This is a genomic window from Streptomyces sp. NPDC021019 (assembly GCF_044333295.1).
GTDB lineage: Bacteria > Actinomycetota > Actinomycetes > Streptomycetales > Streptomycetaceae > Streptomyces.
In genome coordinates this window covers 646,169-663,942 of record NZ_JBIRQR010000003.1, presented here as the reverse complement: position 1 = coordinate 663,942, position 17,774 = coordinate 646,169, and the positions used below count along the sequence as shown (strand labels likewise).

Sequence of the window (17,774 nt, the reverse complement as noted above, 5' to 3'; positions counted from 1 at the left end):
GTGTCATCGAGGCGGTACACGGGGCGGAGACCATGTGCGCGTACGGGACCCAGGGCCGGCACCTGGCCGAGCTGTCCGACCGGGGCTACCGGGCCGTCGAGCGGCAGCGCGACGGAGTATGGCTGCGCAACCGCTTCACGCATGGCTCAACGCGGCGGAGTTCGTCGGTCCGGCCGCCGTCCTGGCGACCGGATACGTTTCGGGGGCTCGCCCACGTCGGCCCCGGCCGCGTGCACATCGTGCCGCCGCCCGCCCCGAGGTGACGCGGCACTGCGGCTACGTCCCCCCGGCGCCGGGCGCTGGCCGAGCACGACCGCACCGAGGATCACGGCCATGCCGACGATCTGGAGGGCGGACAGCGTCTCGCCCTTGACCAGGTAGCCCAGCAAGGTCGCCACGACCGGACTGCCCAGCGCGAGGAAGGAGACGGCGACGGCGGGCAGGCGCTCGATGCCCCGGAACCAGACGAAGTAGCTCAGGACCGCGCCCAGGATGATGAGGTGGGCGAACCCGATGAGGTTCGATCCGGTGAGCCCGTCCGGCAGTCCTTCCAGCGACAGCCAGAACGGCAGCAGGACCAGTCCGCCCGCCGTGAGTTGCCACCCGGTGAACGTCAGCAGACCGACGCCTTCCGGTCGGCCCCACCGCTTGGTCAACGTGATGCCCAGGGCCATGCACAGCGCACCGCCGACGGCCGCGAGGACACCGAGGACGTCGAGCGGCACCGCGCCCCTGAAGACCAGCAGCGCCACTCCCCCGGCTCCCATGGCGCAGGCCAGGGCGTGGCGGGCCCTGACCCTGTCGCCGAGGAAGAGGGCGGCGAGGACCACGACGAACATGGGCTGGGCCGACATGATCACGGCGGCGATGCCGCCCGGCAGCCGATAGGCGGCGAGGAAGAGCAGGAAGTTGAAGGCGCCGATGTTCAGTACGCCGAGGACCGGCGCACGCCACCACCAGACACCGGTGGGGAGTCTCCGTCCGAGGGCCAGCAGCACCAGCCCGCCCGGCAGGGCCCGCACGGTGGTCGCCAGGAGCGGCCGGTCCGGTGGCAGCAGTTCGGTGGCGATCAGGTAGGTGCTGCCCCAGACCGCCGGAGCGAGACCGGTCAGGGCTGCCGTGCGTATGTTCTGTCTGCTCGTCATCTCGCCTCGCGGTCACGGGGGATCACGGCGGCTCCGCTTTCGGGCGCGCCGGAAGAGCCCCGGTCGCGTGGCCGACCGAAGAGGTCGGGCCCAGGGGGATCCTGCCGTGTGCGGTCGTCATCAGTGTCGGGCCGGGGCCATCCATGAGTCCAACACATGCTTGTCACCTGATGAATCTCGATTCACGATGGATCCATGGAGCTCCAGCAGATGCGGTACGTGATCGCCGTGGCCGAGACGAACAACTTCACGAGGGCCGCCCAGCGCTGTCTGGTGGTCCAGTCAGCGCTCAGCCACCAGATCGCGCGCCTGGAGAAGGAGTTGGGCGCCAGGCTCTTCGAACGCAGCAGCCGCCGGGTCCGGTTGACCTCGGCAGGTATGGCGTTCCTGCCCGCTGCGCGCCAGTGCCTGGACGCGGCGGAGCGGGCCGCGGCCGAAGTGGCGGCGGCCGTCGGGGAGGTGCGCGGGCGCCTCTCGGTGGGTCTGATCCCCACCGTCGCCGCCGTGGACCTCCCCTCCGTACTCAGGGACTTCCACCGGCGCCACCCCAGGGCCCGGGTCAGCCTCAGCGTCGGGGCGAGCGAGGATCTCGTCGAGCAGGTCAGGAGGAGCGAGATCGAGGTGGCCTTTCTCGGCGTCCCGGTCACGGTCCGGCCCCGGGGTGTCCAGGCCCGGGAGCTGGCCAGGGAGCGGCTGATCGCCGTGGTCTCCCCGGCCCACCCGCTCGCCGGCGAGTCCTCGGTCGACCTTCGTCGGCTGTCCTCGGAGGTGTTCGTGGACCTTCCGGCGAAGACCGCCGGCCGAGCACAGTCCGATCTCGCCTTCGCCGCCGCCGGCCTCACCCGCGAGGTCGCCTTCGAGGTGACGAACGCCGACTACCTGGCCCGGCTGGTCGCCGCCGGCCTCGGTGTGGCCCTGCTCCCGCCCGCGTACGTCGCCGGCCTCGCCGGAGTGACCACGATCGAGGTCACGGACGCGCCGACCCGCGTTGAGTACGTGATCTGGGGCCGGGAGAGCCGAACCCCGGCGGCAGCGGCCTTCCTCGAGCTCCTGGGCATCGAGGCGGAGTGACCGCGGGGCACTCCGGGGGCCCGGGCCGCCGCGACCGGCTGGTCCCGCGCTCCGGGACGGCCGCTGTGAACCGCCCCACTTTCCGGGTGCTCCGGACGAACATGCGCGATCATGGCCGGATGGAAGCTCGATTCCTCGGCATCGCCGAGCTGGCCGAAACTCCGTCCGTGGCGGTCGTGGTCGACGTCATGCGGGCGTTCACTGTGGCCGCCTGGGCGTTCGGCCGGGGCGCGGAGAAGATCGTCCTGGCCGAGTCCCCTGCCGCCGCGCTGGCGCTCAAGGCGCGCCATCCCGATTGGGTGGCCCTCAAGGACGGGCCGCCCGCACCCGGCTTCGACACCGTCAACTCACCCGGCCTGCTGCGATCCCTCGACCTCGGTGGACGGAGCGTCGTACAGAAGACCACGGCGGGGACGGTCGGCGCCCTCGCGGTCGCGGAGGCGTCGCTGGTGCTGTGCGCCGGCTTCGTGGTGGCGGGAGCGACGGCTCGGCTCCTGCGTCAACGCGGCTGTGACGACGTCACGTTCGTGGTCACCGGCGAGGAGGGGCGCGCCGAGGAGGATCTGGCGTGCGCTCAGTACATCGCGCGAAGGACCGACGGCGGCGGGACCGACGCGACCCCGTTCCTGCGCCGCGCCGCCCGGTCGCGCGCCGCCGCCGAACTGACGGAGGGCGTACGGCAGGGAGCCCATCCGGACGACGTCGCACTCTGCCTCGAACTCGACCGGTTCCCCTTCGCCATGGTCGCGTCGCCGGAGGACTCGTTGATGGTCCTCCGGCCGTGCGCCGCGCCCGCGCCGGGCGACGAGGCTTCGCCATGATCAAGTCCGGCCGGGTCAACGGCCCTGCGGGCCGGCGCACCTAGGCCGACGCCTCCGGCGCGATCTCGGCGATCAGCCCCTCGACGAGGGTCCTGATCTCGTCGCGGATCGGGCGGACGGCGGCCACACCGCGACCGGCCGGGTCCTCCAGCTTCCAGTCGAGGTAGCGCTTGCCGGGGAAGACCGGGCAGGTGTCGCCGCAGCCCATTGTGACGCAGACGTCGGACTCGCGGACCGCGTCGACGGTGAGCACCTTCGGCCTCTCGGCGGAGATGTCGATCCCCACCTCGGCCATCGCCTCGACGGCGGCGGCGTTGACGGCGTCTCCGGGGTCCGAGCCAGCGGAGCGGACCTCGACACGGTCCCCGGCCAGGTGGGTGAGCCAGGCGGCGGCCATCTGGGAGCGGCCGGCGTTGTGGACGCAGACGAACAGGACGGACGGCCGGCCGGAGGAGGCTGCCATGGTGATCACTCTCTCCCGTCGCACGGCGGAACCGGGCCGCCGATGACTTCGATGACTTCAACACCCGCTGGTATCAGCGAGCAGTGATGTGAGAATATCAGCGCATGCTGACTTCAGTCGATCCTGATGTGATCCGGGTGCTGGGCGATCCGCTCCGCCTGCGGATCGTGACCCTGCTCGCCCGCGAGACGCTCTGCACGACACACCTGGTGGAGGAGACCGGAGCCAAGCAGACCAACCTGTCCAACCATCTGAAGGTGCTGCGCGAGGCCGGACTGGTGGAGACCGAGCCGTGCGGCCGCTTCACCTACTACCGGCTCAGGCCCGAGGTCCTGGCCGGACTGTCGGAGCAGTTCGCCGCACTGGCCGAGTCCGCCCGTACCGCCGGTGAGAACAAGAGGGCCTGTCCATGACCTCCACCGAGCCCACCACCACCGCGACCCGGGGCGCCGGCCCGGGCGGCGACGACTCGATCGCCGGGAAGCTCTCCACCCTCGACCGCTATCTCGCGGTGTGGATCCTGCTCGCCATGGCCGTCGGGCTGGGTCTGGGCCGTGTCGTTCCCGGGATGGACGACGCCCTCGCGAAGATCGAGATCGGCGGGATCTCCCTGCCGATCGCGCTCGGCCTGCTGGTGATGATGTACCCGGTGCTGGCCAAGGTGCGCTACGACCGGCTCGACCGCGTGACCGGCGACCGCAAACTGCTGGTCTCCTCCCTGGTCGTCAACTGGATCGTCGGCCCCGCGGTCATGTTCGCCCTGGCGTGGACCTTCCTGCCGGACCTGCCCGAATACCGCACCGGCCTGATCATCGTGGGCCTCGCCCGCTGTATCGCCATGGTCATCATCTGGAACGACCTCGCCTGCGGCGACCGGGAGGCCGCAGCCGTCCTCGTCGCCTTGAACTCCGTGTTCCAGGTGTTCGCGTTCGGCCTGCTGGGCTGGCTCTACCTCGACCTGCTGCCCCGCTGGATGAACCTCGGAGACGGCCAGGGCCTCGACGTCTCCGTGTGGCACATCGCCCTGAACGTCGTCATCTTCCTCGGTGTCCCGCTGCTGGCCGGCTTCCTCACCCGCCGCCTCGGAGAGCAGAGGATGGGCCGCGAGCGCTACGAGCAGCGGTTCCTGCCGAGGATCGGGCCCTGGGCGCTGTACGGACTACTGTTCACGATCGTCGTCCTCTTCGCCCTCCAGGGAAGGACGATCACCTCGCAGCCGCTCGACGTCGCACGGATCGCCCTGCCGCTGCTGGTCTACTTCGCGATCATGTTCTTCGGGACCTTCCTCCTGGGGAAGAGCCTCGGCCTGGCGTACGACCGCACCACCACGCTCGCGTTCACCGCGGCGGGCAACAACTTCGAACTCGCCATCGCGGTGGCCATCGCCACCTTCGGCGTCACCTCCGGACAGGCCCTGTCCGGTGTCGTCGGCCCGCTCATCGAAGTGCCGGTGCTGATCGGGCTGGTGTACGTCGCGCTCGCCTGGCGGCGCACATTCGCCCCAGAGGCGGTGACGACGAAACCGTGACGCGGCGCGGGCGCCCCGCGACACCGTACGCGGAACGGCGCGCCCCGGCCCTCACCTGACGGCGGGGCTACGGCGCTCGACGAGAACGACATCGCGCCAGACGCCGCGGTGGCGCCCGATCCGCTCGCGGATGCCGATGACCCGGAATCCCGCCCGCTCGTGAACGGCGAGGCTGGCGGTGTTCTCCGGGAAGATCCCGGCCTGAAGGGTCCAGATCCCGGCCTGCTCGGTGGAGTCGACCAGAGCCTTCAGCAAAACGGCGGCGATCCCGCGGCCTCGCGCGGCGGGGTCGACGTAGACGGAGTGCTCGACGACGCCCACGTAAGCGCACCGGTCCGAGACCCGGCCGGCCGCGACCCAGCCCAGGACCTCGCCGAGCCCGCCGAGAGCGACGAAGCGATGGCCGGGCAGTTTCGCGGCGTCGAAGCTCCGCCAGTCGGGCGGGCCGGTCTCGAAGGTGGCGTTGCCCTCGTCGATGCCCGTCCGGTAGATCGCCAGCACCTGCTCGGCGTGGTCCGCGGTCAGCGGCGCGATCACGACGGCCGGCGGCCCGCTCACCGCGCGCCCCATCCCCGTCACCCCGGTCAGGCGGACGGCTGCGTCAGCAGCCTGCCCATCCCGGCCAGGACCGACGGTTCCACCCGGTAGTAGACCCAGGTGCCGCGCCGCTCGGAGGTCAACAGCCCGGCCTCCTTCAGCTTCTTCAGGTGGTGGGACACGGTGGGCTGGGAGACCCCGACGTCGGAGATGTCGCACACGCACGCCTCGCCGCCCTCGTGCGAGGCCACGGCGGAGAACAGCCGCAGCCGCACCGGGTCGCCGAGCGCCTTGAACATCCGCGCGGCCGTCTGCGCCTCGTCGGCGGTCATCGGGCGCTCGGCCAGGGGCGGGCAGCACGGCACGACGCCCCGGCCGCCGACGGGCTCGACCAGCGGCAGCACCTTCGCATTCGACATACGCCTATGTTGACATACGTCAAACCAGGGCGGCAGAGATTCACCCGCGCGCGCAAGGCGGGCGCGGGCAAGCCAGGCGGGCGGACGAACCGAGTGCCCCTTCCGGCCGCCCGCACCGGGAGTCCGAAGCACCGAGCGAGCCGACTATTTCGACACATGTCTATGTTGACGTCCATCGATACAAGTGTCATCCTGGGCCGCACAAGGCATCGACAGATGTCGAAACACACAGGAGTCGCCGCCGTGAACGCACCCGCCACCACCGAACCGCCCGTCGTCGTGATCGGAGCCGGACCCACGGGTCTGGCCGCCGCGGTCCACCTGATCGACCGGGGCATCGAACCCTTGGTCCTGGAAGCGGGCGCCACCGCCGGAGCCGCGGTGCGCGACTGGGCGCATGTGCGCCTCTTCTCCACCTGGGGCGAGGTCGTCGACCCGGCCGCCGAGAAGCTGCTGGCCCGCACCGGCTGGACGCGGCCCGCCCCGGAAACGTACCCCTCCGGCGGGGACTGGGCCGAGCAGTACCTGCGGCCGCTCGCCGGCGCCCTGGGCGACCGGATCCGCCTCGGCGCCCGGGTCACCGGCGTCTCCCGCAGCGGCCGCGACCGGATCGTGGACGCCGACCGCGACCAGCAGCCGTTCGTCGTGCACATCGCCCACGCCGACGGACGCGAGGAGCGGCTCTTCGCCCGCGCCGTCATCGACGCCTCCGGCACCTGGTCCACACCGTCCCCCGCGGGCGCCGACGGCCTGCCGGCCCTCGGCGAGAAAGCCGCCGCCGACCGCATCGCCTACCGTGTCCCCGACCTCGAGGACCCGGCCGTCCGCGCCCGTTACGCGGGGCGCCGCACCGCCGTCATCGGCTCCGGGGCTTCCGCCTTCACCGCCCTCACCTCCCTCGCCGGCCTCGCGAGGTCCGACGACGGCACGGGCACCACGGGGGTATGGGTCCTGCGCCGGGGCCTCTCCGGCTCCACCTTCGGCGGGGGCGAGGCCGACCAGCTGCCCGCCCGCGGGGCGCTCGGACTGGCGGCGAAGGCCGCCGTCGACGAGGGGTACGTGGACGCGGTCACCGGCTTCCGGACCGAGGCGATCGAGCGCGACGCCCACGGCCGCCTCGTACTGGCGGGCGAGGACGGACGGCGCCTGGGCGCGGTCGACGAGGTGATCGTGCTGACCGGCCTCCGCCCGGACCTCGGCTTCCTGGACGAGCTGCGGCTCGGCCTGGACGATCGACTGCGGGCCCCCATCGGACTGGCCCCACTGATCGACCCCAACCAGCACTCCTGCGGCACCGTCTACCCGCACGGGCACCGCGAGCTGTCCCACCCGGAACCGGGGATCTACCTGGTCGGCATGAAGTCCTACGGCCGCGCACCGACCTTCCTCGCCATGACCGGCTACGAGCAGGTCCGCTCCGTGGCCGCCGCCCTCGCCGGCGACCTGGAGGCGGCCGACCGCGTCGAACTCACCCTCCCCGAAACGGGTGTTTGCGGCGGGGCAGGCCTCTTCGACGACCCGGCCGCCGCCCAGGCCGACACCGGCGGCTGCTGCGCGACACCCGAACCCACCGTGGTCCGGCTCGCCGCCGGAGCGCCGGCCGACGGCGGTGCGGCGGGCGGCTGCTGCTCCTCCTGACCGGCCCGACGCGCCATCAGGCCACATCACACCTGTCGCACGGGCCGGCCCACGCCCCCTGAGGAGCAGGAAACGGACTCGGCCCGAAACCGACGCGGTGCCGGGGAGGCGTGCGCGTCGGTCAGTGGTAGGCGTGGACGACGGCGTGTCCCTTACCGCGGCCGATCATCCACTTGTTGACCGGCGTCGTGATCACGAACGCCACGGCGAAGCCGCCCAGCAGGGCCGTCCAGAACAGCGCGTCCGAAAGGTGGGCGTCCATGGCCCCGGGCGTCAGGGCGATGATGCCGTTGTCGACGAGTTCCATCACCGCGATCGAGACGGTGTCGGCGGCCAGCGCCACCTTCAGCGCGGTCCTGAAGTCCAGCCCTGCCCTGCGGACCGCGAACAGAGTGAACGAGTAGCCGAACACGAACGCCAGCGCGATCGCCAGGGCCATCGTCTGGACGTTGCCCCACAGCAGGGCGGTGCCGATGACCATGCCGAGGATCTCACCGATGGCACAGCCGGTGAGGCAGTGCAGCGTCGCCTTCGCGGCCGTCCCCCACGTCGCGCCGTCCTTCCGATGTCCGGCATGCCCCGCGGGCGCCTGCCGGCCGCCGTGGTCGTGGTCGGTGTGGTGCGTGCCGTGGTCCATGGTCGTCGCCTCCCGTGCCGCGCGGTGTGCCCCTGCCCCACCGGCAACACGTTATACCTGGCAGGGGTATAACGCGCGGGTCAGCGGAGCGAACGGCCGCCCGCCGCCCTTCGGATGGCGAAGACCGCGGCGCCGAGGACGACGACCGCGGCACCGGGGATCACGGCACCCGGGGGCAGCGCGCAGGCGAGGACCGCGCAGCCGGTCAGGCCGACGGCGGGGACGAGGCGGTTCGACCGCCCCTCTTCGGGGGTGAGCGTCCAGGCAGAGGCGTTGGCGATGGCGTAGTAGACCAGCACGCCGAAGGAGGAGAACCCGATCGCTCCGCGCACGTCGGTGGTCGCGGCGAGCACGGCGACGACAGCGCCGACGGCGAGTTCGGCGTGATGCGGGACGCCGAAGCGGGGGTGGACGGCGGCCAGGACGTGCGGCAGGTGCCGGTCACGGGCCATGGCCAGGGTGGTGCGCGAGACGCCGAGGATCAGCGCGAGCAGGGAGCCGAGGGCCGCGACGGCGCCCCCCACACGGACGACCGGCACGAGCCAGCCGGCTCCCGCGGCGCGTACGGCGTCCACCAACGGGGCGGTCGTGTCCGCCATTCCCCCCGGGCCCAGCACCGCAAGTGCGGCGCCGGCGACGAGGGCGTAGACGGCGAGCGTGATGCCGAGCGCCATCGGGATGGCGCGCGGAATCGTACGGGCGGGATCCCGCACCTCCTCGCCGAGCGTGGCGATGCGGGCGTATCCGGCGAAGGCGAAGAACAGCAGCCCGGCGGACTGGATCACCCCGCCGGCACCGGCGTCCGAGCCGATACGCACCCGCGAGGCGTCCGCGCCGGACGAGGTCAGGGCGGCGAGGACCACGGCGGCGAGCACCGTCAGGACCACCGCGACGACGATCCGGGTGAGCCGCGCGGACTTCTGCACCCCGGCGTAGTTGACCGCGGTCAGCGCCGCCACGGCGACCACCGCCACCGCGTGTTCCTGACCGGGCCACAAGTAGGCGCCGACCGTGAGGGCCATGGCGGCGCAGGAGGCGGTCTTGCCCACGACGAAGGCCCAGCCGGCCACGTAGCCCCAGAAGTCGCCCAGTCGTTCCCGGCCGTAGACGTAGGTGCCGCCGGACCGGGGGTAGCGGGCGGCCAGCCGCGCCGAGGACGTCGCGTTGCAGTAGGCCACCACCGCGGCGACGGCCAGGGCGAGCAGCAGCCCCGAACCCGCGGCCTCCGCGGCCGGACCCAGCGCCACGAAGATCCCGGCACCGATCATCGATCCCAGGCCGATCACCACCGCGTCGAACACCCCCAGCCGACGCCGCAATCCGCCCGTGCCCCCTGCGACATCCACCGAACGCACGCGCACTTCCCCTCGTCACCCCACGAACGACTCAGCGGGCACCGTACCCGAACCGTGTGTCACCCCGGTGTCGCGGCGGGAGCGGTCACAGCAGCGGGCATCGCGGGGCACCGGAGCGGAGCGGAAGATGTCCCGCGGCAACACCCGTCGCCGTGGCGCCCGGTGGAAGGCCGTGACGCCTCAGTCGGCCCCGTCACGATCGACCGTTCCGTCCACCGGGTGCCGCAACGGCTGGTGAAGGCCTACGGGCGCGGCCTCCCGCACCCCGAGGACCGAGGCCCCGGGGACGCGCAGGCCCTCCCGCCCGTCACCGCCTCGCATCCTGAGCGCTTCTCTTCTGTCGTGCCCGGTCAGCGCCTGCGCAGCGCCGCGAGAGTGGCGTCGAGATCGGCTGCGCCGGCGCGGTTGTGGGGCAACTTGGCGAGCATCGCGGCCATGCCGCAGGTGTTGGTCAGGGCGGAGAGGAGCAGCCCGGCCGCGATGCCCGCCGAGAGGATCTGGAACGCGGGGTGGACGAGAAGACCGAGGAGCAGGCCCAGGAGGACGACGGTTCCGGCGGTGAGGCGGACCTGCCGCTCCATGCCCCAGACCGCACGGGAGGTTCCCCGGGGGCGGTGCAGGTCGTGGCCGGCGGCCGCCCAGGCGCTGGTACCACCACTGAGCGTGGCGGTGGTGATGCCGTTCTCGGCGAGGATCCGGCAGGCGTTCTCGGAGCGGGCTCCGGACGCGCAGACGATCAGGACCTCACCCCGGTCAGCGGCCTGCCGGATATCGGCGAGCGCCCGCTGGATCCGGTCCAGGGGAATGTTCAGGGCACCGGGCAGGTGGCCACCGGCGTACTCACCGGGGGTGCGGACGTCGATGACGGTCAGCTCGTGGAGGCGGCTGTGGGTCTCGTGGGTGGCGAGGGCGATGGGCGTGGTCATGCGGGTGTCATCCTTTTTCTCTCGGCGGGGTCCCCACCCAGGGGAGTACATTACCCCTGGGGGTATTCATGAGGAGTGATGATGGAGCTTGATCTGGCAGGAGCGGAGCTCAAGTCGGTTCTGAACCGGCTGCGCCGGGCACAGGGGCAGATAGCCGGGGTGATCCGGATGATCGAGGAGGGGCGGGACTGCGAGGACGTCGTCACCCAACTGGCGGCGGCGTCGCGGGCGCTGGACCGGGCCGGCTTCGCGATTATCGCCACCGGACTCCAGCAGTGCCTGACCGAGGCGGAGGAGGGCCGGCGTTCTGCCGAGTCCCAGGACGAGATGCGCGCCCGGCTGGAGAAGCTCTTCCTCTCGCTCGCCTGACGTGGGGGCGGCCCTCGTGCTCAGACGACCACGTCGATGATCATGAAGGCCGCCACCGCGAGCAGAGTGGAGGCGAAGACTCTCCGCAGAGTGGTGCCGGAGACCTTCGCCGCCAGCCGTTTGCCGTCCCAGGCTCCGAGGATCGCCGCTCCGGCGAACGGGGCGATGACCTCCCATCGAAAGGCGTCGCCGGTTCCCGACCGGGCCACGAGCGCGGCGAGGGAATTGACGGTGATGACCAGGAGGCTGGTGCCCACGGCCTGCTTCATCCGCAGGCCGAGGACTCCGACGAGGGCGGGCACGGCGAGGAACCCGCCCCCCACCCCGAGGAGTCCCGTCACGGCGCCGAGAGCGGCGCCGGTTCCGGCCGCCTTCGCAGCCCGCGCCCCCTCCGTCGGCTCGGCCGCGGAGGGCCGCAGCATCCGCAGCGCGGCCAGGGCGGCGATCGCCGCGAACGCTGCCGTGAGAGCCGCTTCGGGCAGGTGGTCGGCGACGGCTCCGGCGAGGAACGCCGGAAGGACTCCCGCGGCCGCCATCGACACCCCGGCCTTCCAGGCGACATGGCCGTCCCTGGCGTGGGCGTAGAGAGCGGTGGCCGATGTGGCGGTGACGATGATCAGACTGGCCGTGGTGGCCGAGGCCGCCGAGAGACCGAGCAGGTAGATCAGTGCCGGAACCGCCAGAACACCGCCACCGCCGCCGAGCGCACCGAGCGCCAGCCCGATCACCGTCCCGGCGACGAGGGCGAGAACCAAAGTGGTCACGCTATCGAGCCGCCGTCACCGCGCTCGTCGATCACCGGCAACCCTGCGGCGGCCCACGCGATCATGCCGCCCTTGACGTCCACCGCGTCCGCTCCCCGCTCGGCGAGAAGCCTCACGGCCCGCCGAGAGCGCTGCCCGCTGCGGCAGATCACCACGAGCGGCCTCTCCCGCGCGGCCGCGGCCGGGAGCGGCGCGCCCGCGGCCAGGGCGGTCAGCGGCGCGTGCACCGCGCCGGGGGCGTGGCCGGTTCGCCACTCGGACTTCTCCCGCACGTCCAGCAGAACCGCTGCGGGCCGCTCCCCGCCGGTGCGGGTGCGCGCCTCGCCGACGGCCAGGCGTTCTCCACGTCCTCGGAATCGGAAGAGGAACATGTCGTCACCCTTCTTCGGTGACGACGGTCAGCCCGGCCGCTGCCGCGGCGTCGAAACCGTCGTCCACGGCGACCACGTCCCGCCCCGCCGCGTCCAGCATCGACGCGGCGATGCCCGCACGCATACCTCCCGCACAGTGCACCCAGACCGTGCCGTCGGGCACGTCGTCGATACGGCGGTGGATCTGGTGGACCGGGATGTGCACCGAGCCCTCGATCCAGCCCTCCGCCCGTTCGGACGAGCGGCGTACGTCCAGGACGACGATCCGGCCCCTTCCCCGGCCGGCCAGGTCGGCGAACGTGGCACGGGGGAAGGACGCGGCGCTCTCGCCCGCGCGAAGCCAGTCGACGGGACCGCCGGTCGCGGCGGCCGCCGGGCGGTCGATGCCGACGCGGACCAGCTCCCGCTGGGCCGCGGCAAGCTGCTCGGCCGACTCGGCGAGCAGGGTCACCGGCTTGCCCCAGGGGATCAACCAGGCGAGGTACGTGGCGAGTTTGCCGTCCGCCTCGAAGTTGAACGACCCCGCGACGTGCCCTTCGGCGAAAGCGACGCGGTTGCGGAGATCCACCACCCACTCCCCCGCCGCGAGCCGCGCCGTTATGTCGTGGGGGTCGGCCACGGCCGGCACGGTCAGGTCCACGGGTGCGGGCCCGGCCGCGTTGGCGGGACTCATGTGCGCGTAGTACGCGGGCACGTCCTCCAGCCCCGCCAGGAGCTCGGCGACAAAGGTGTCCACATCCACGGTGAGAGCCGGATTGACCGCCTTCTCCCTTCCGATCGTGGTGGCCTCCCCCTGGGCCCGGGCGGACGAGCAGAAGCTTCCGAACCCATGCGTCGGCAGCACCTCGGTCCCGTCGGGCAGCGCGTCCGCGAGCCGACGGGCGGAGGCGTGCTGGGCACGGGCCAGCTGATCGGTGAGCCGCGGCTCGACGAGATCGGGCCGCCCCACCGTACCGATGAGGAGAGAACCGCCCGTGAACGCGGCGACAGGCCTGCCCGCCTCGCTCAGCACGTACGACATGTGGTGCGGCGTGTGCCCGGGCGTCGCCACCGCGCCCAGGATCAGTTCCGCGTCGATGACGACGGTGTCGCCGTCGGACACGGCGGTCCGGGCGAACGAGACGTGTGCGCCGGCCGGAACGTGGTAGGCGGCTCCGGTGATACGGGCCAGCTCGAGGCCGCCGGTCACGTAGTCGTTGTGGAGATGCGTCTCGACCACATGGGTGATCGCCACATCACGCCGGGCCGCGGCGGCCAGCACCCGGTCGATGTCACGTGGCGGATCCACGGCGACCGCCGCCTGCCGTCCACCGGCCAGGTAGCTGCGGTTGCCCAACCCCTCCAGCTCGATGGCTTCAACGAAGAACACGAGAGTCCCCTTCCGACGAAAAATTACCCCCCGGGGTATGTGGTTTCACCGTAACACTCTTACCCCCGGGGGTATATTTCGTGGGGTGGCGGTCCCCACGGACGGGCCGCGTTCGCCGAGACCCGGTCAGGTCAGGTCAGGGAGCGCCCCTGTCAGCGTGCGCCTACACCCTTCGCGCGGATCCGAGGAGCCCGTGGTCACTGCTGGTCGGATGCGGGTGTCGAGGCCGGCCAGGAGGCGGGCGACGCCGAGAGTCGCGGGAAGAGGTGCTCCGCCGACCGCGGAACACCCGAGCGGTAGCGCGATGGAGGGAAGTGGGTGGGACAGGGGGTGGTGACGTGCAGGAGCCCGCGACCGTCCCGCAGTTCGCCCTGCTCGCCCTTCTGGTGTTGCCCTGGGTCACCTACCGGTTCGTCCGGGATCGCCGCCGCAGGCGGATGCCCGGTGGGATGCCCCGTGAAAGCGATCCGGGCGAGCGGGGGCGCTGCGGGCGATCGTCGCTTCGCTCGCGCTGTACGCCCTGTATGCCCTGTGCGCCGTAGTGGCGGGGCCGGCCCCGGTCAGGCTGGTCCGGTCCACCGGCGGCGGCTGGGGCGGATTCCTGGGGCGGCCGCGGCTGATCGGTGCGCGGGCAGCCGGGACGACCGGAACAGGCTCCGGCTGCTGGTGGCCGCGATGCAGCACACTCCGGACGCCCCGGACCTGCCCGGCCCACAGGCCGAAGCCGACCATGTGACCGCTCTCGTGCCCGGCGCCTCGGTGCGGGTCGGCGCGGACGCGACGCGCGACGCCGTTCTCGACGCCGTGCCGTCCAGCGGCCGGGCGCACGTCGCCTGCCACGGGTACAGCGCCCCGGACAACCCTTCGGACAGTCACCTCGTACCGCACGACCACGACCGCGCGCGCCTGTCCGACGAGGCGATCCCCTCGTTGACGGCCTTTCAGATATCCGGGTTCTCCCAGGTGGCCGACACGCTCCGGCGCGTGGACGACGCTGTGGCACCGGCTTTCAGTCGGCAGATCTACGGCGCCCCGTCACTGGACGGGGCCGTTCTCCCTGTCCCTGCGCAGAGGGGCCGATCCGCTTCACCACGGGGTACGAGTCGACCATCGCGGGCACATCGGCTGACGGGAACGGTCATCCCTGCCGACGCCCGGCCCATGGAGCGGTGACACCGCGACGTGGTTCCCGCGGTCGCCTGTGCCGGCACCCCGTACGGGACGCCGGCACAGGCGACCGCGCCTGTGCCGGGCCGTACCGTGCCTAGAGGCTGCTGGCCAGGCGGTCGGCGAGCAGCCGGGTGAAGCGGGCCGGATCGGGCAGGTCGCCTCCTTCGGCGAGCAGTGCGCTGCCGTAGATCAGCTCGGCGACCTCCGTGAGCGCGGGGTCGTCGGAGTCTGCGTCGTGTGCCGTGCGCAGGGCGGTGACCAGCGGGTGTGAGGGGTTGAGTTCCAAGATCCTCTTGACGGTGGGCATCTGCTGGCCCATCGCCCGGTACATCTTCTCCAGGGTCGGCGTCACGTCGTGGGCGTCGCCGACGATGCAGGCGGCCGAGGTGGTCAGGCGTGATGACAGGCGGACCTGCTTGACCTGCTCGGACAGGGCAGTGGTCAGCCAGGGCAGCAGGGCGGCGAAGTCCTCCTCGCGCTGGGCCCTGGCGGCGTCGCCGTCCTTCTCGCCGTCGGTGGACTCGCCGAGATCGACCTGGCCCTTGGCGATGGACTGCAGGGGGTGGCCGTCGAAGGCCGGAACCCGGTCGACCCACACCTCGTCGACGGGGTCGGTGAGGATCAGCACTTCGTAGCCGTTCGCGGCGACGGCTTCCATGTGCGGGGAGTTCTCCACCATCGCGCGGCTCTCGCCGGTCAGGTAGTAGATGGTGTCCTGGCCGTCCTTCATGCGCTCGACGTACTCGCGCAGCGTGGTGGTCCTGTCGGGGTCGTGGGTGGAGGCCGCCGACACCAGCTGAAGCAGGGCATCGGTGTTGTCCGTGTCCTCGACCAGGCCTTCCTTCAGGGCCCGGCCGAACTGCTCCCACACCTTCGCGTAGCGCTCGGTGTCCTTGGACTGCATGTCCTTGAGGGCGCCGAGGACCTTCTTGACCAGGCGTCGGCGCACGCCGTGAATCTGGCGGTCGTGCTGGAGGATCTCGCGCGAGACGTTCAGCGACAGGTCGTGGGCGTCGACGACACCCTTGACGAAGCGCAGGTAGTTGGGCATGAGCGCTTCGCAGTCGTCCATGATGAACACCCGCTTGACGTACAGCTGCACGCCGGGCTTGGTATCGCGGGAGAACAGGTCGAAGGGCGCCTGCGAGGGGATGAACAGCAGCGCCTCGTACTCGAAGGTGCCTTCGGCCCGCATGTGGATCGTCTCGGCCGGGGGCAGCCAGTCGTGACTGATCTGCTGGTAGAACTCGTTGTACTCGTCCTCGGTCACCTCGCTGCGGGGGCGGGCCCACAGCGCCTTCATCGAGTTGAGCGTTTCGGTCTCGCGGGTGGTCGCGCCATCAGCGGAGGTGCGCCCGGTGGCCATCCGGATGGGCCAGCGGATGAAGTCCGAGTACTGCTTGACGATCTGACGGATCTTCGGCTCGGAGAGGTAGTCGGCGCGTCCGTCCTCGCTGTCGGCGGGCTTCAGGTGCAGGGTGACCGAGGTGCCCACGGGCAGGTCGTCGACGGCCTGGATGGCATAGGTGCCCTCGCCGTCGGACTCCCACCGGGTGCCGGTGTCGGTGCCGGCCCGCCGGGTGCGCAGGGTGACCTTGTCGGCGACCATGAAGGCCGAGTAGAAGCCGACGCCGAACTGACCGATCAGATTCTCGGCGGTGGCGGCGTCCTTGGACTCCTTGATCTTCTCCAGCAGGCCGGCGGTGCCGGACTTGGCGATCGTGCCGATCAGCTCCACCAGGTCCTCGCGGGTCATGCCGATCCCGTTGTCACGGACGGTCAAGGTGCGGGCTTCCGGGTCGACCTCCAGTGCGATGTGCAGGTCGGCCGATTCGATCTCGAGGCTGGAGTCGGTCAGCGATTCCAGCCTCAGCTTGTCCAGGGCGTCGGAGGCGTTGGAGATCAACTCGCGCAGGAAGATGTCTTTGTTCGAGTAGATCGAGTGAATCACCAGCCGGAGCAACTGGCGGGTCTCCGCCTGAAATTCCAGCGTCTCGACACTGCCGCTCATGTGGAACTCTTTCTGTGGGTACGTCATGAAGGGAATCGGAACAGGGCCGGGCCGGGTCATTGACCGTCACCGGCGTGGTTCGGCATGGGTCGGGCCGCACCCGCATGGCGTGCCTCTGCGTGGTGGGAGTCAGCCATCGCCGGCCGCGTGGCTGTGCGCCTGGGCTTCCAGGCCGTCCAGGGATTCGACGAGGCCGGCGTGGTGGCGGGCATCGAGGTAGGGGCGGATGCCGGCCAGAGGGGCGATGAGCTCAGCGGCGTCGGCGGCGCCGAGAGCGGCATGCAGGGCGTCCTGGGCCGCGCGCGCGTCGGGCGCGAGGTGGGCGAGCGCGGCGATCTGCCCGGAGAGGCGGCGCAGGTCGGCGGCGTTGGCGCGGGCCCAGTCGGCGGTGGCGCGGCCGGCGGCTCTGGCCTGACGGGTGGCCGCCACGCGCTGCTCGCCGGTGGTTCCGGCGGCGCCGGGGCGGCCGCGCAGGTAGCGGCGTTCGGCGGCCTGGCGGCTGGCGACACCGAGAGGGCGGGCGAGATCGGCCCAGCTGGCGCCCGCGCCGCGGGCGGTTTCGATCAGGCCGGTCTCCCAGCCGGCGAGATGCTCGCGCACCTGCCGCAGCAGCATCAGGGAGGCCAGCGCCTGCTCGGGGCCAGGACCGACGGCGTCGGGGGACTCGCTCTGCGCGACGCGCAGAGCGTCGTCCATGGCGGCCAGGGCCGCCGCGGCGGCGATGAAGGACGCCGGACTGTGGGCGCCGGTACTGTCCGTGGACGGCTGGTCTGCTGCGTTCACGGCACCTCCCTCGTCTTGTCAGCGGGCCGACGACATCAGAATTGTCGTCCATTGGACGACAAAAGACAACGGGATCAGTGCGGCTCGTCGGCAGCGACAGCTCGAACCTGCCTCAGGCCGCGGCGGCGCAGCCCTGCGGCAGCACGCCGCGCCCCCGCTCGCCCGCAGGAACGCGACCGTGACGCCCGCCCTCGCGCGCTCGGCCGACGCCCACGTCCACCGGCTCGCCGCCGAGTCCCTGCTGACCGCCGCCGACCAGGTCCCTCCGGACCGCCGGCGGACCTGCCGGCCGAGCCGCATGCCCTTCACGCCCTGCGCCAGGTCGCCGCGCACGGCGGTGACCTGCTGGCACGCGAGCGAGTGACGGCCGATCAGGTCGAGCACCTGCCCGACGCGG

The 17,774-nt window shown here is 71.8% G+C and carries 20 protein-coding genes; 8 read left to right on the top strand and 12 right to left on the bottom strand.

Translation table 11 applies throughout. The features are described 5' to 3' along the window. Positions 1-146: 146 nt before the first annotated feature. The gene (locus ACH4RG_RS20460) at positions 147-1,145 is read right to left on the bottom strand and encodes an EamA family transporter (RefSeq protein WP_397927274.1); all 999 of its coding nucleotides are present in this window, start codon (positions 1,143-1,145) and stop codon (positions 147-149) included. 195 nt (positions 1,146-1,340) lie between these two features. Between ACH4RG_RS20460 and ACH4RG_RS20455 the strand changes: the two genes are divergently transcribed. Both ACH4RG_RS20455 and ACH4RG_RS20450 read left to right on the top strand, forming a co-directional pair. Continuing rightward, complete coding sequence (locus tag ACH4RG_RS20455; protein ID WP_398539931.1) at positions 1,341-2,216, top strand: LysR family transcriptional regulator; 876 nt, start codon at positions 1,341-1,343, stop codon at positions 2,214-2,216. 119 nt (positions 2,217-2,335) lie between these two features. Continuing rightward, positions 2,336-3,037: a 2-phosphosulfolactate phosphatase gene (locus ACH4RG_RS20450; protein ID WP_397917784.1), complete on the top strand. Its 702-nt coding sequence runs from the start codon at positions 2,336-2,338 to the stop codon at positions 3,035-3,037. A 40-nt stretch (positions 3,038-3,077) separates the two neighbouring features. Here the strand turns inward: ACH4RG_RS20450 and ACH4RG_RS20445 are convergent, their stop codons facing one another. Further along, positions 3,078-3,500 carry an arsenate reductase ArsC gene (locus ACH4RG_RS20445; RefSeq protein WP_397917783.1) on the bottom strand — a complete coding sequence of 141 codons (423 nt, stop codon included), beginning with the start codon at positions 3,498-3,500 and terminating at the stop codon, positions 3,078-3,080. Positions 3,501-3,604: 104 nt separating this feature from the next. Here ACH4RG_RS20445 and ACH4RG_RS20440 point away from each other — a divergent pair, with 104 nt between their 5' ends. Further along, positions 3,605-3,913, top strand: a complete 309-nt coding sequence (locus ACH4RG_RS20440; protein ID WP_397917782.1) for an ArsR/SmtB family transcription factor — start codon at positions 3,605-3,607, stop codon at positions 3,911-3,913. Next, the gene (arsB, locus tag ACH4RG_RS20435; protein WP_397917781.1) at positions 3,910-5,028 is read left to right on the top strand and encodes an ACR3 family arsenite efflux transporter; all 1,119 of its coding nucleotides are present in this window, start codon (positions 3,910-3,912) and stop codon (positions 5,026-5,028) included. The genes ACH4RG_RS20440 and arsB overlap by 4 nt, the downstream gene beginning before the upstream one ends. Positions 5,029-5,079: 51 nt before the next feature. Here the strand turns inward: arsB and ACH4RG_RS20430 are convergent, their stop codons facing one another. Then, positions 5,080-5,598: a GNAT family N-acetyltransferase gene (locus ACH4RG_RS20430; protein WP_397917780.1), complete on the bottom strand. Its 519-nt coding sequence runs from the start codon at positions 5,596-5,598 to the stop codon at positions 5,080-5,082. 14 nt (positions 5,599-5,612) lie between these two features. Continuing rightward, the gene (locus ACH4RG_RS20425; RefSeq protein ID WP_397917779.1) at positions 5,613-5,984 is read right to left on the bottom strand and encodes an ArsR/SmtB family transcription factor; all 372 of its coding nucleotides are present in this window, start codon (positions 5,982-5,984) and stop codon (positions 5,613-5,615) included. Positions 5,985-6,227: 243 nt separating this feature from the next. Between ACH4RG_RS20425 and ACH4RG_RS20420 the strand changes: the two genes are divergently transcribed. Further along, positions 6,228-7,622 carry an NAD(P)-binding domain-containing protein gene (locus ACH4RG_RS20420; protein ID WP_398539930.1) on the top strand — a complete coding sequence of 465 codons (1,395 nt, stop codon included), beginning with the start codon at positions 6,228-6,230 and terminating at the stop codon, positions 7,620-7,622. A gap of 121 nt (positions 7,623-7,743) precedes the next feature. Here ACH4RG_RS20420 and ACH4RG_RS20415 read toward each other — a convergent pair whose 3' ends face one another. The 3 genes from ACH4RG_RS20415 to ACH4RG_RS20405 form a co-directional block, all read right to left on the bottom strand. Continuing rightward, on the bottom strand, positions 7,744-8,259 hold the full coding sequence (locus tag ACH4RG_RS20415) for a DUF4396 domain-containing protein (RefSeq protein WP_397917777.1): 516 nt from the start codon (positions 8,257-8,259) through the stop codon (positions 7,744-7,746). Positions 8,260-8,339: 80 nt separating this feature from the next. Beyond that, positions 8,340-9,614 carry an APC family permease gene (locus ACH4RG_RS20410; RefSeq protein ID WP_398539929.1) on the bottom strand — a complete coding sequence of 425 codons (1,275 nt, stop codon included), beginning with the start codon at positions 9,612-9,614 and terminating at the stop codon, positions 8,340-8,342. Between the two features lie 350 nt (positions 9,615-9,964). Beyond that, the gene (locus ACH4RG_RS20405; RefSeq protein ID WP_397917775.1) at positions 9,965-10,540 is read right to left on the bottom strand and encodes a rhodanese-like domain-containing protein; all 576 of its coding nucleotides are present in this window, start codon (positions 10,538-10,540) and stop codon (positions 9,965-9,967) included. 81 nt (positions 10,541-10,621) lie between these two features. On the opposite strand from ACH4RG_RS20405, the gene ACH4RG_RS20400 reads away from it, so the two are divergent. Then, the gene (locus ACH4RG_RS20400; RefSeq protein ID WP_398540031.1) at positions 10,622-10,909 is read left to right on the top strand and encodes a metal-sensitive transcriptional regulator; all 288 of its coding nucleotides are present in this window, start codon (positions 10,622-10,624) and stop codon (positions 10,907-10,909) included. A gap of 20 nt (positions 10,910-10,929) precedes the next feature. Here ACH4RG_RS20400 and ACH4RG_RS20395 read toward each other — a convergent pair whose 3' ends face one another. Genes ACH4RG_RS20395 through ACH4RG_RS20385 form a run of 3 tightly spaced genes read right to left on the bottom strand, consistent with a single transcriptional unit; the run spans position 10,930 to position 13,413 of the window. Continuing rightward, on the bottom strand, positions 10,930-11,673 hold the full coding sequence (locus tag ACH4RG_RS20395) for a sulfite exporter TauE/SafE family protein (RefSeq protein ID WP_397927268.1): 744 nt from the start codon (positions 11,671-11,673) through the stop codon (positions 10,930-10,932). Continuing rightward, positions 11,670-12,044 (bottom strand): rhodanese-like domain-containing protein, encoded by a 375-nt coding sequence (locus ACH4RG_RS20390; RefSeq protein WP_397917773.1) that lies wholly within the window; start codon positions 12,042-12,044, stop codon positions 11,670-11,672. The genes ACH4RG_RS20395 and ACH4RG_RS20390 overlap by 4 nt, the downstream gene beginning before the upstream one ends. A gap of 4 nt (positions 12,045-12,048) precedes the next feature. Then, positions 12,049-13,413, bottom strand: a complete 1,365-nt coding sequence (locus tag ACH4RG_RS20385; protein WP_397917772.1) for a rhodanese-like domain-containing protein — start codon at positions 13,411-13,413, stop codon at positions 12,049-12,051. A gap of 318 nt (positions 13,414-13,731) precedes the next feature. Here ACH4RG_RS20385 and ACH4RG_RS20380 point away from each other — a divergent pair, with 318 nt between their 5' ends. Beyond that, positions 13,732-14,586 carry a CHAT domain-containing protein gene (locus ACH4RG_RS20380; RefSeq protein ID WP_398539928.1) on the top strand — a complete coding sequence of 285 codons (855 nt, stop codon included), beginning with the start codon at positions 13,732-13,734 and terminating at the stop codon, positions 14,584-14,586. A 91-nt stretch (positions 14,587-14,677) separates the two neighbouring features. Here ACH4RG_RS20380 and htpG read toward each other — a convergent pair whose 3' ends face one another. After that, positions 14,678-16,594 (bottom strand): molecular chaperone HtpG, encoded by a 1,917-nt coding sequence (htpG, locus tag ACH4RG_RS20375; RefSeq protein WP_397927266.1) that lies wholly within the window; start codon positions 16,592-16,594, stop codon positions 14,678-14,680. A 129-nt stretch (positions 16,595-16,723) separates the two neighbouring features. Beyond that, positions 16,724-17,377, bottom strand: a complete 654-nt coding sequence (locus ACH4RG_RS20370; protein ID WP_398539927.1) for a type III effector protein — start codon at positions 17,375-17,377, stop codon at positions 16,724-16,726. Positions 17,378-17,555: 178 nt separating this feature from the next. Between ACH4RG_RS20370 and ACH4RG_RS20365 the strand changes: the two genes are divergently transcribed. Continuing rightward, positions 17,556-17,741: a hypothetical protein gene (locus tag ACH4RG_RS20365; RefSeq protein WP_397917769.1), complete on the top strand. Its 186-nt coding sequence runs from the start codon at positions 17,556-17,558 to the stop codon at positions 17,739-17,741. Positions 17,742-17,774 lie beyond the last annotated feature (33 nt).

What these genes read in the sequence shown, in the direction of transcription:
- ACH4RG_RS20460 (WP_397927274.1), bottom strand. Translation starts at nt 1,145, where the DNA reads ATGACGAGCAGACAGAACATACGCACGGCAGCCCTGACCGGTCTCGCT.
- ACH4RG_RS20455 (WP_398539931.1), top strand. Translation starts at nt 1,341, where the DNA reads ATGGAGCTCCAGCAGATGCGGTACGTGATCGCCGTGGCCGAGACGAAC.
- ACH4RG_RS20450 (WP_397917784.1), top strand. Translation starts at nt 2,336, where the DNA reads ATGGAAGCTCGATTCCTCGGCATCGCCGAGCTGGCCGAAACTCCGTCC.
- ACH4RG_RS20445 (WP_397917783.1), bottom strand. Translation starts at nt 3,500, where the DNA reads ATGGCAGCCTCCTCCGGCCGGCCGTCCGTCCTGTTCGTCTGCGTCCAC.
- ACH4RG_RS20440 (WP_397917782.1), top strand. Translation starts at nt 3,605, where the DNA reads ATGCTGACTTCAGTCGATCCTGATGTGATCCGGGTGCTGGGCGATCCG.
- arsB (WP_397917781.1), top strand. Translation starts at nt 3,910, where the DNA reads ATGACCTCCACCGAGCCCACCACCACCGCGACCCGGGGCGCCGGCCCG.
- ACH4RG_RS20430 (WP_397917780.1), bottom strand. Translation starts at nt 5,598, where the DNA reads ATGGGGCGCGCGGTGAGCGGGCCGCCGGCCGTCGTGATCGCGCCGCTG.
- ACH4RG_RS20425 (WP_397917779.1), bottom strand. Translation starts at nt 5,984, where the DNA reads ATGTCGAATGCGAAGGTGCTGCCGCTGGTCGAGCCCGTCGGCGGCCGG.
- ACH4RG_RS20415 (WP_397917777.1), bottom strand. Translation starts at nt 8,259, where the DNA reads ATGGACCACGGCACGCACCACACCGACCACGACCACGGCGGCCGGCAG.
- ACH4RG_RS20405 (WP_397917775.1), bottom strand. Translation starts at nt 10,540, where the DNA reads ATGACCACGCCCATCGCCCTCGCCACCCACGAGACCCACAGCCGCCTC.
- ACH4RG_RS20400 (WP_398540031.1), top strand. Translation starts at nt 10,622, where the DNA reads ATGGAGCTTGATCTGGCAGGAGCGGAGCTCAAGTCGGTTCTGAACCGG.
- ACH4RG_RS20390 (WP_397917773.1), bottom strand. Translation starts at nt 12,044, where the DNA reads ATGTTCCTCTTCCGATTCCGAGGACGTGGAGAACGCCTGGCCGTCGGC.
- htpG (WP_397927266.1), bottom strand. Translation starts at nt 16,594, where the DNA reads ATGAGCGGCAGTGTCGAGACGCTGGAATTTCAGGCGGAGACCCGCCAG.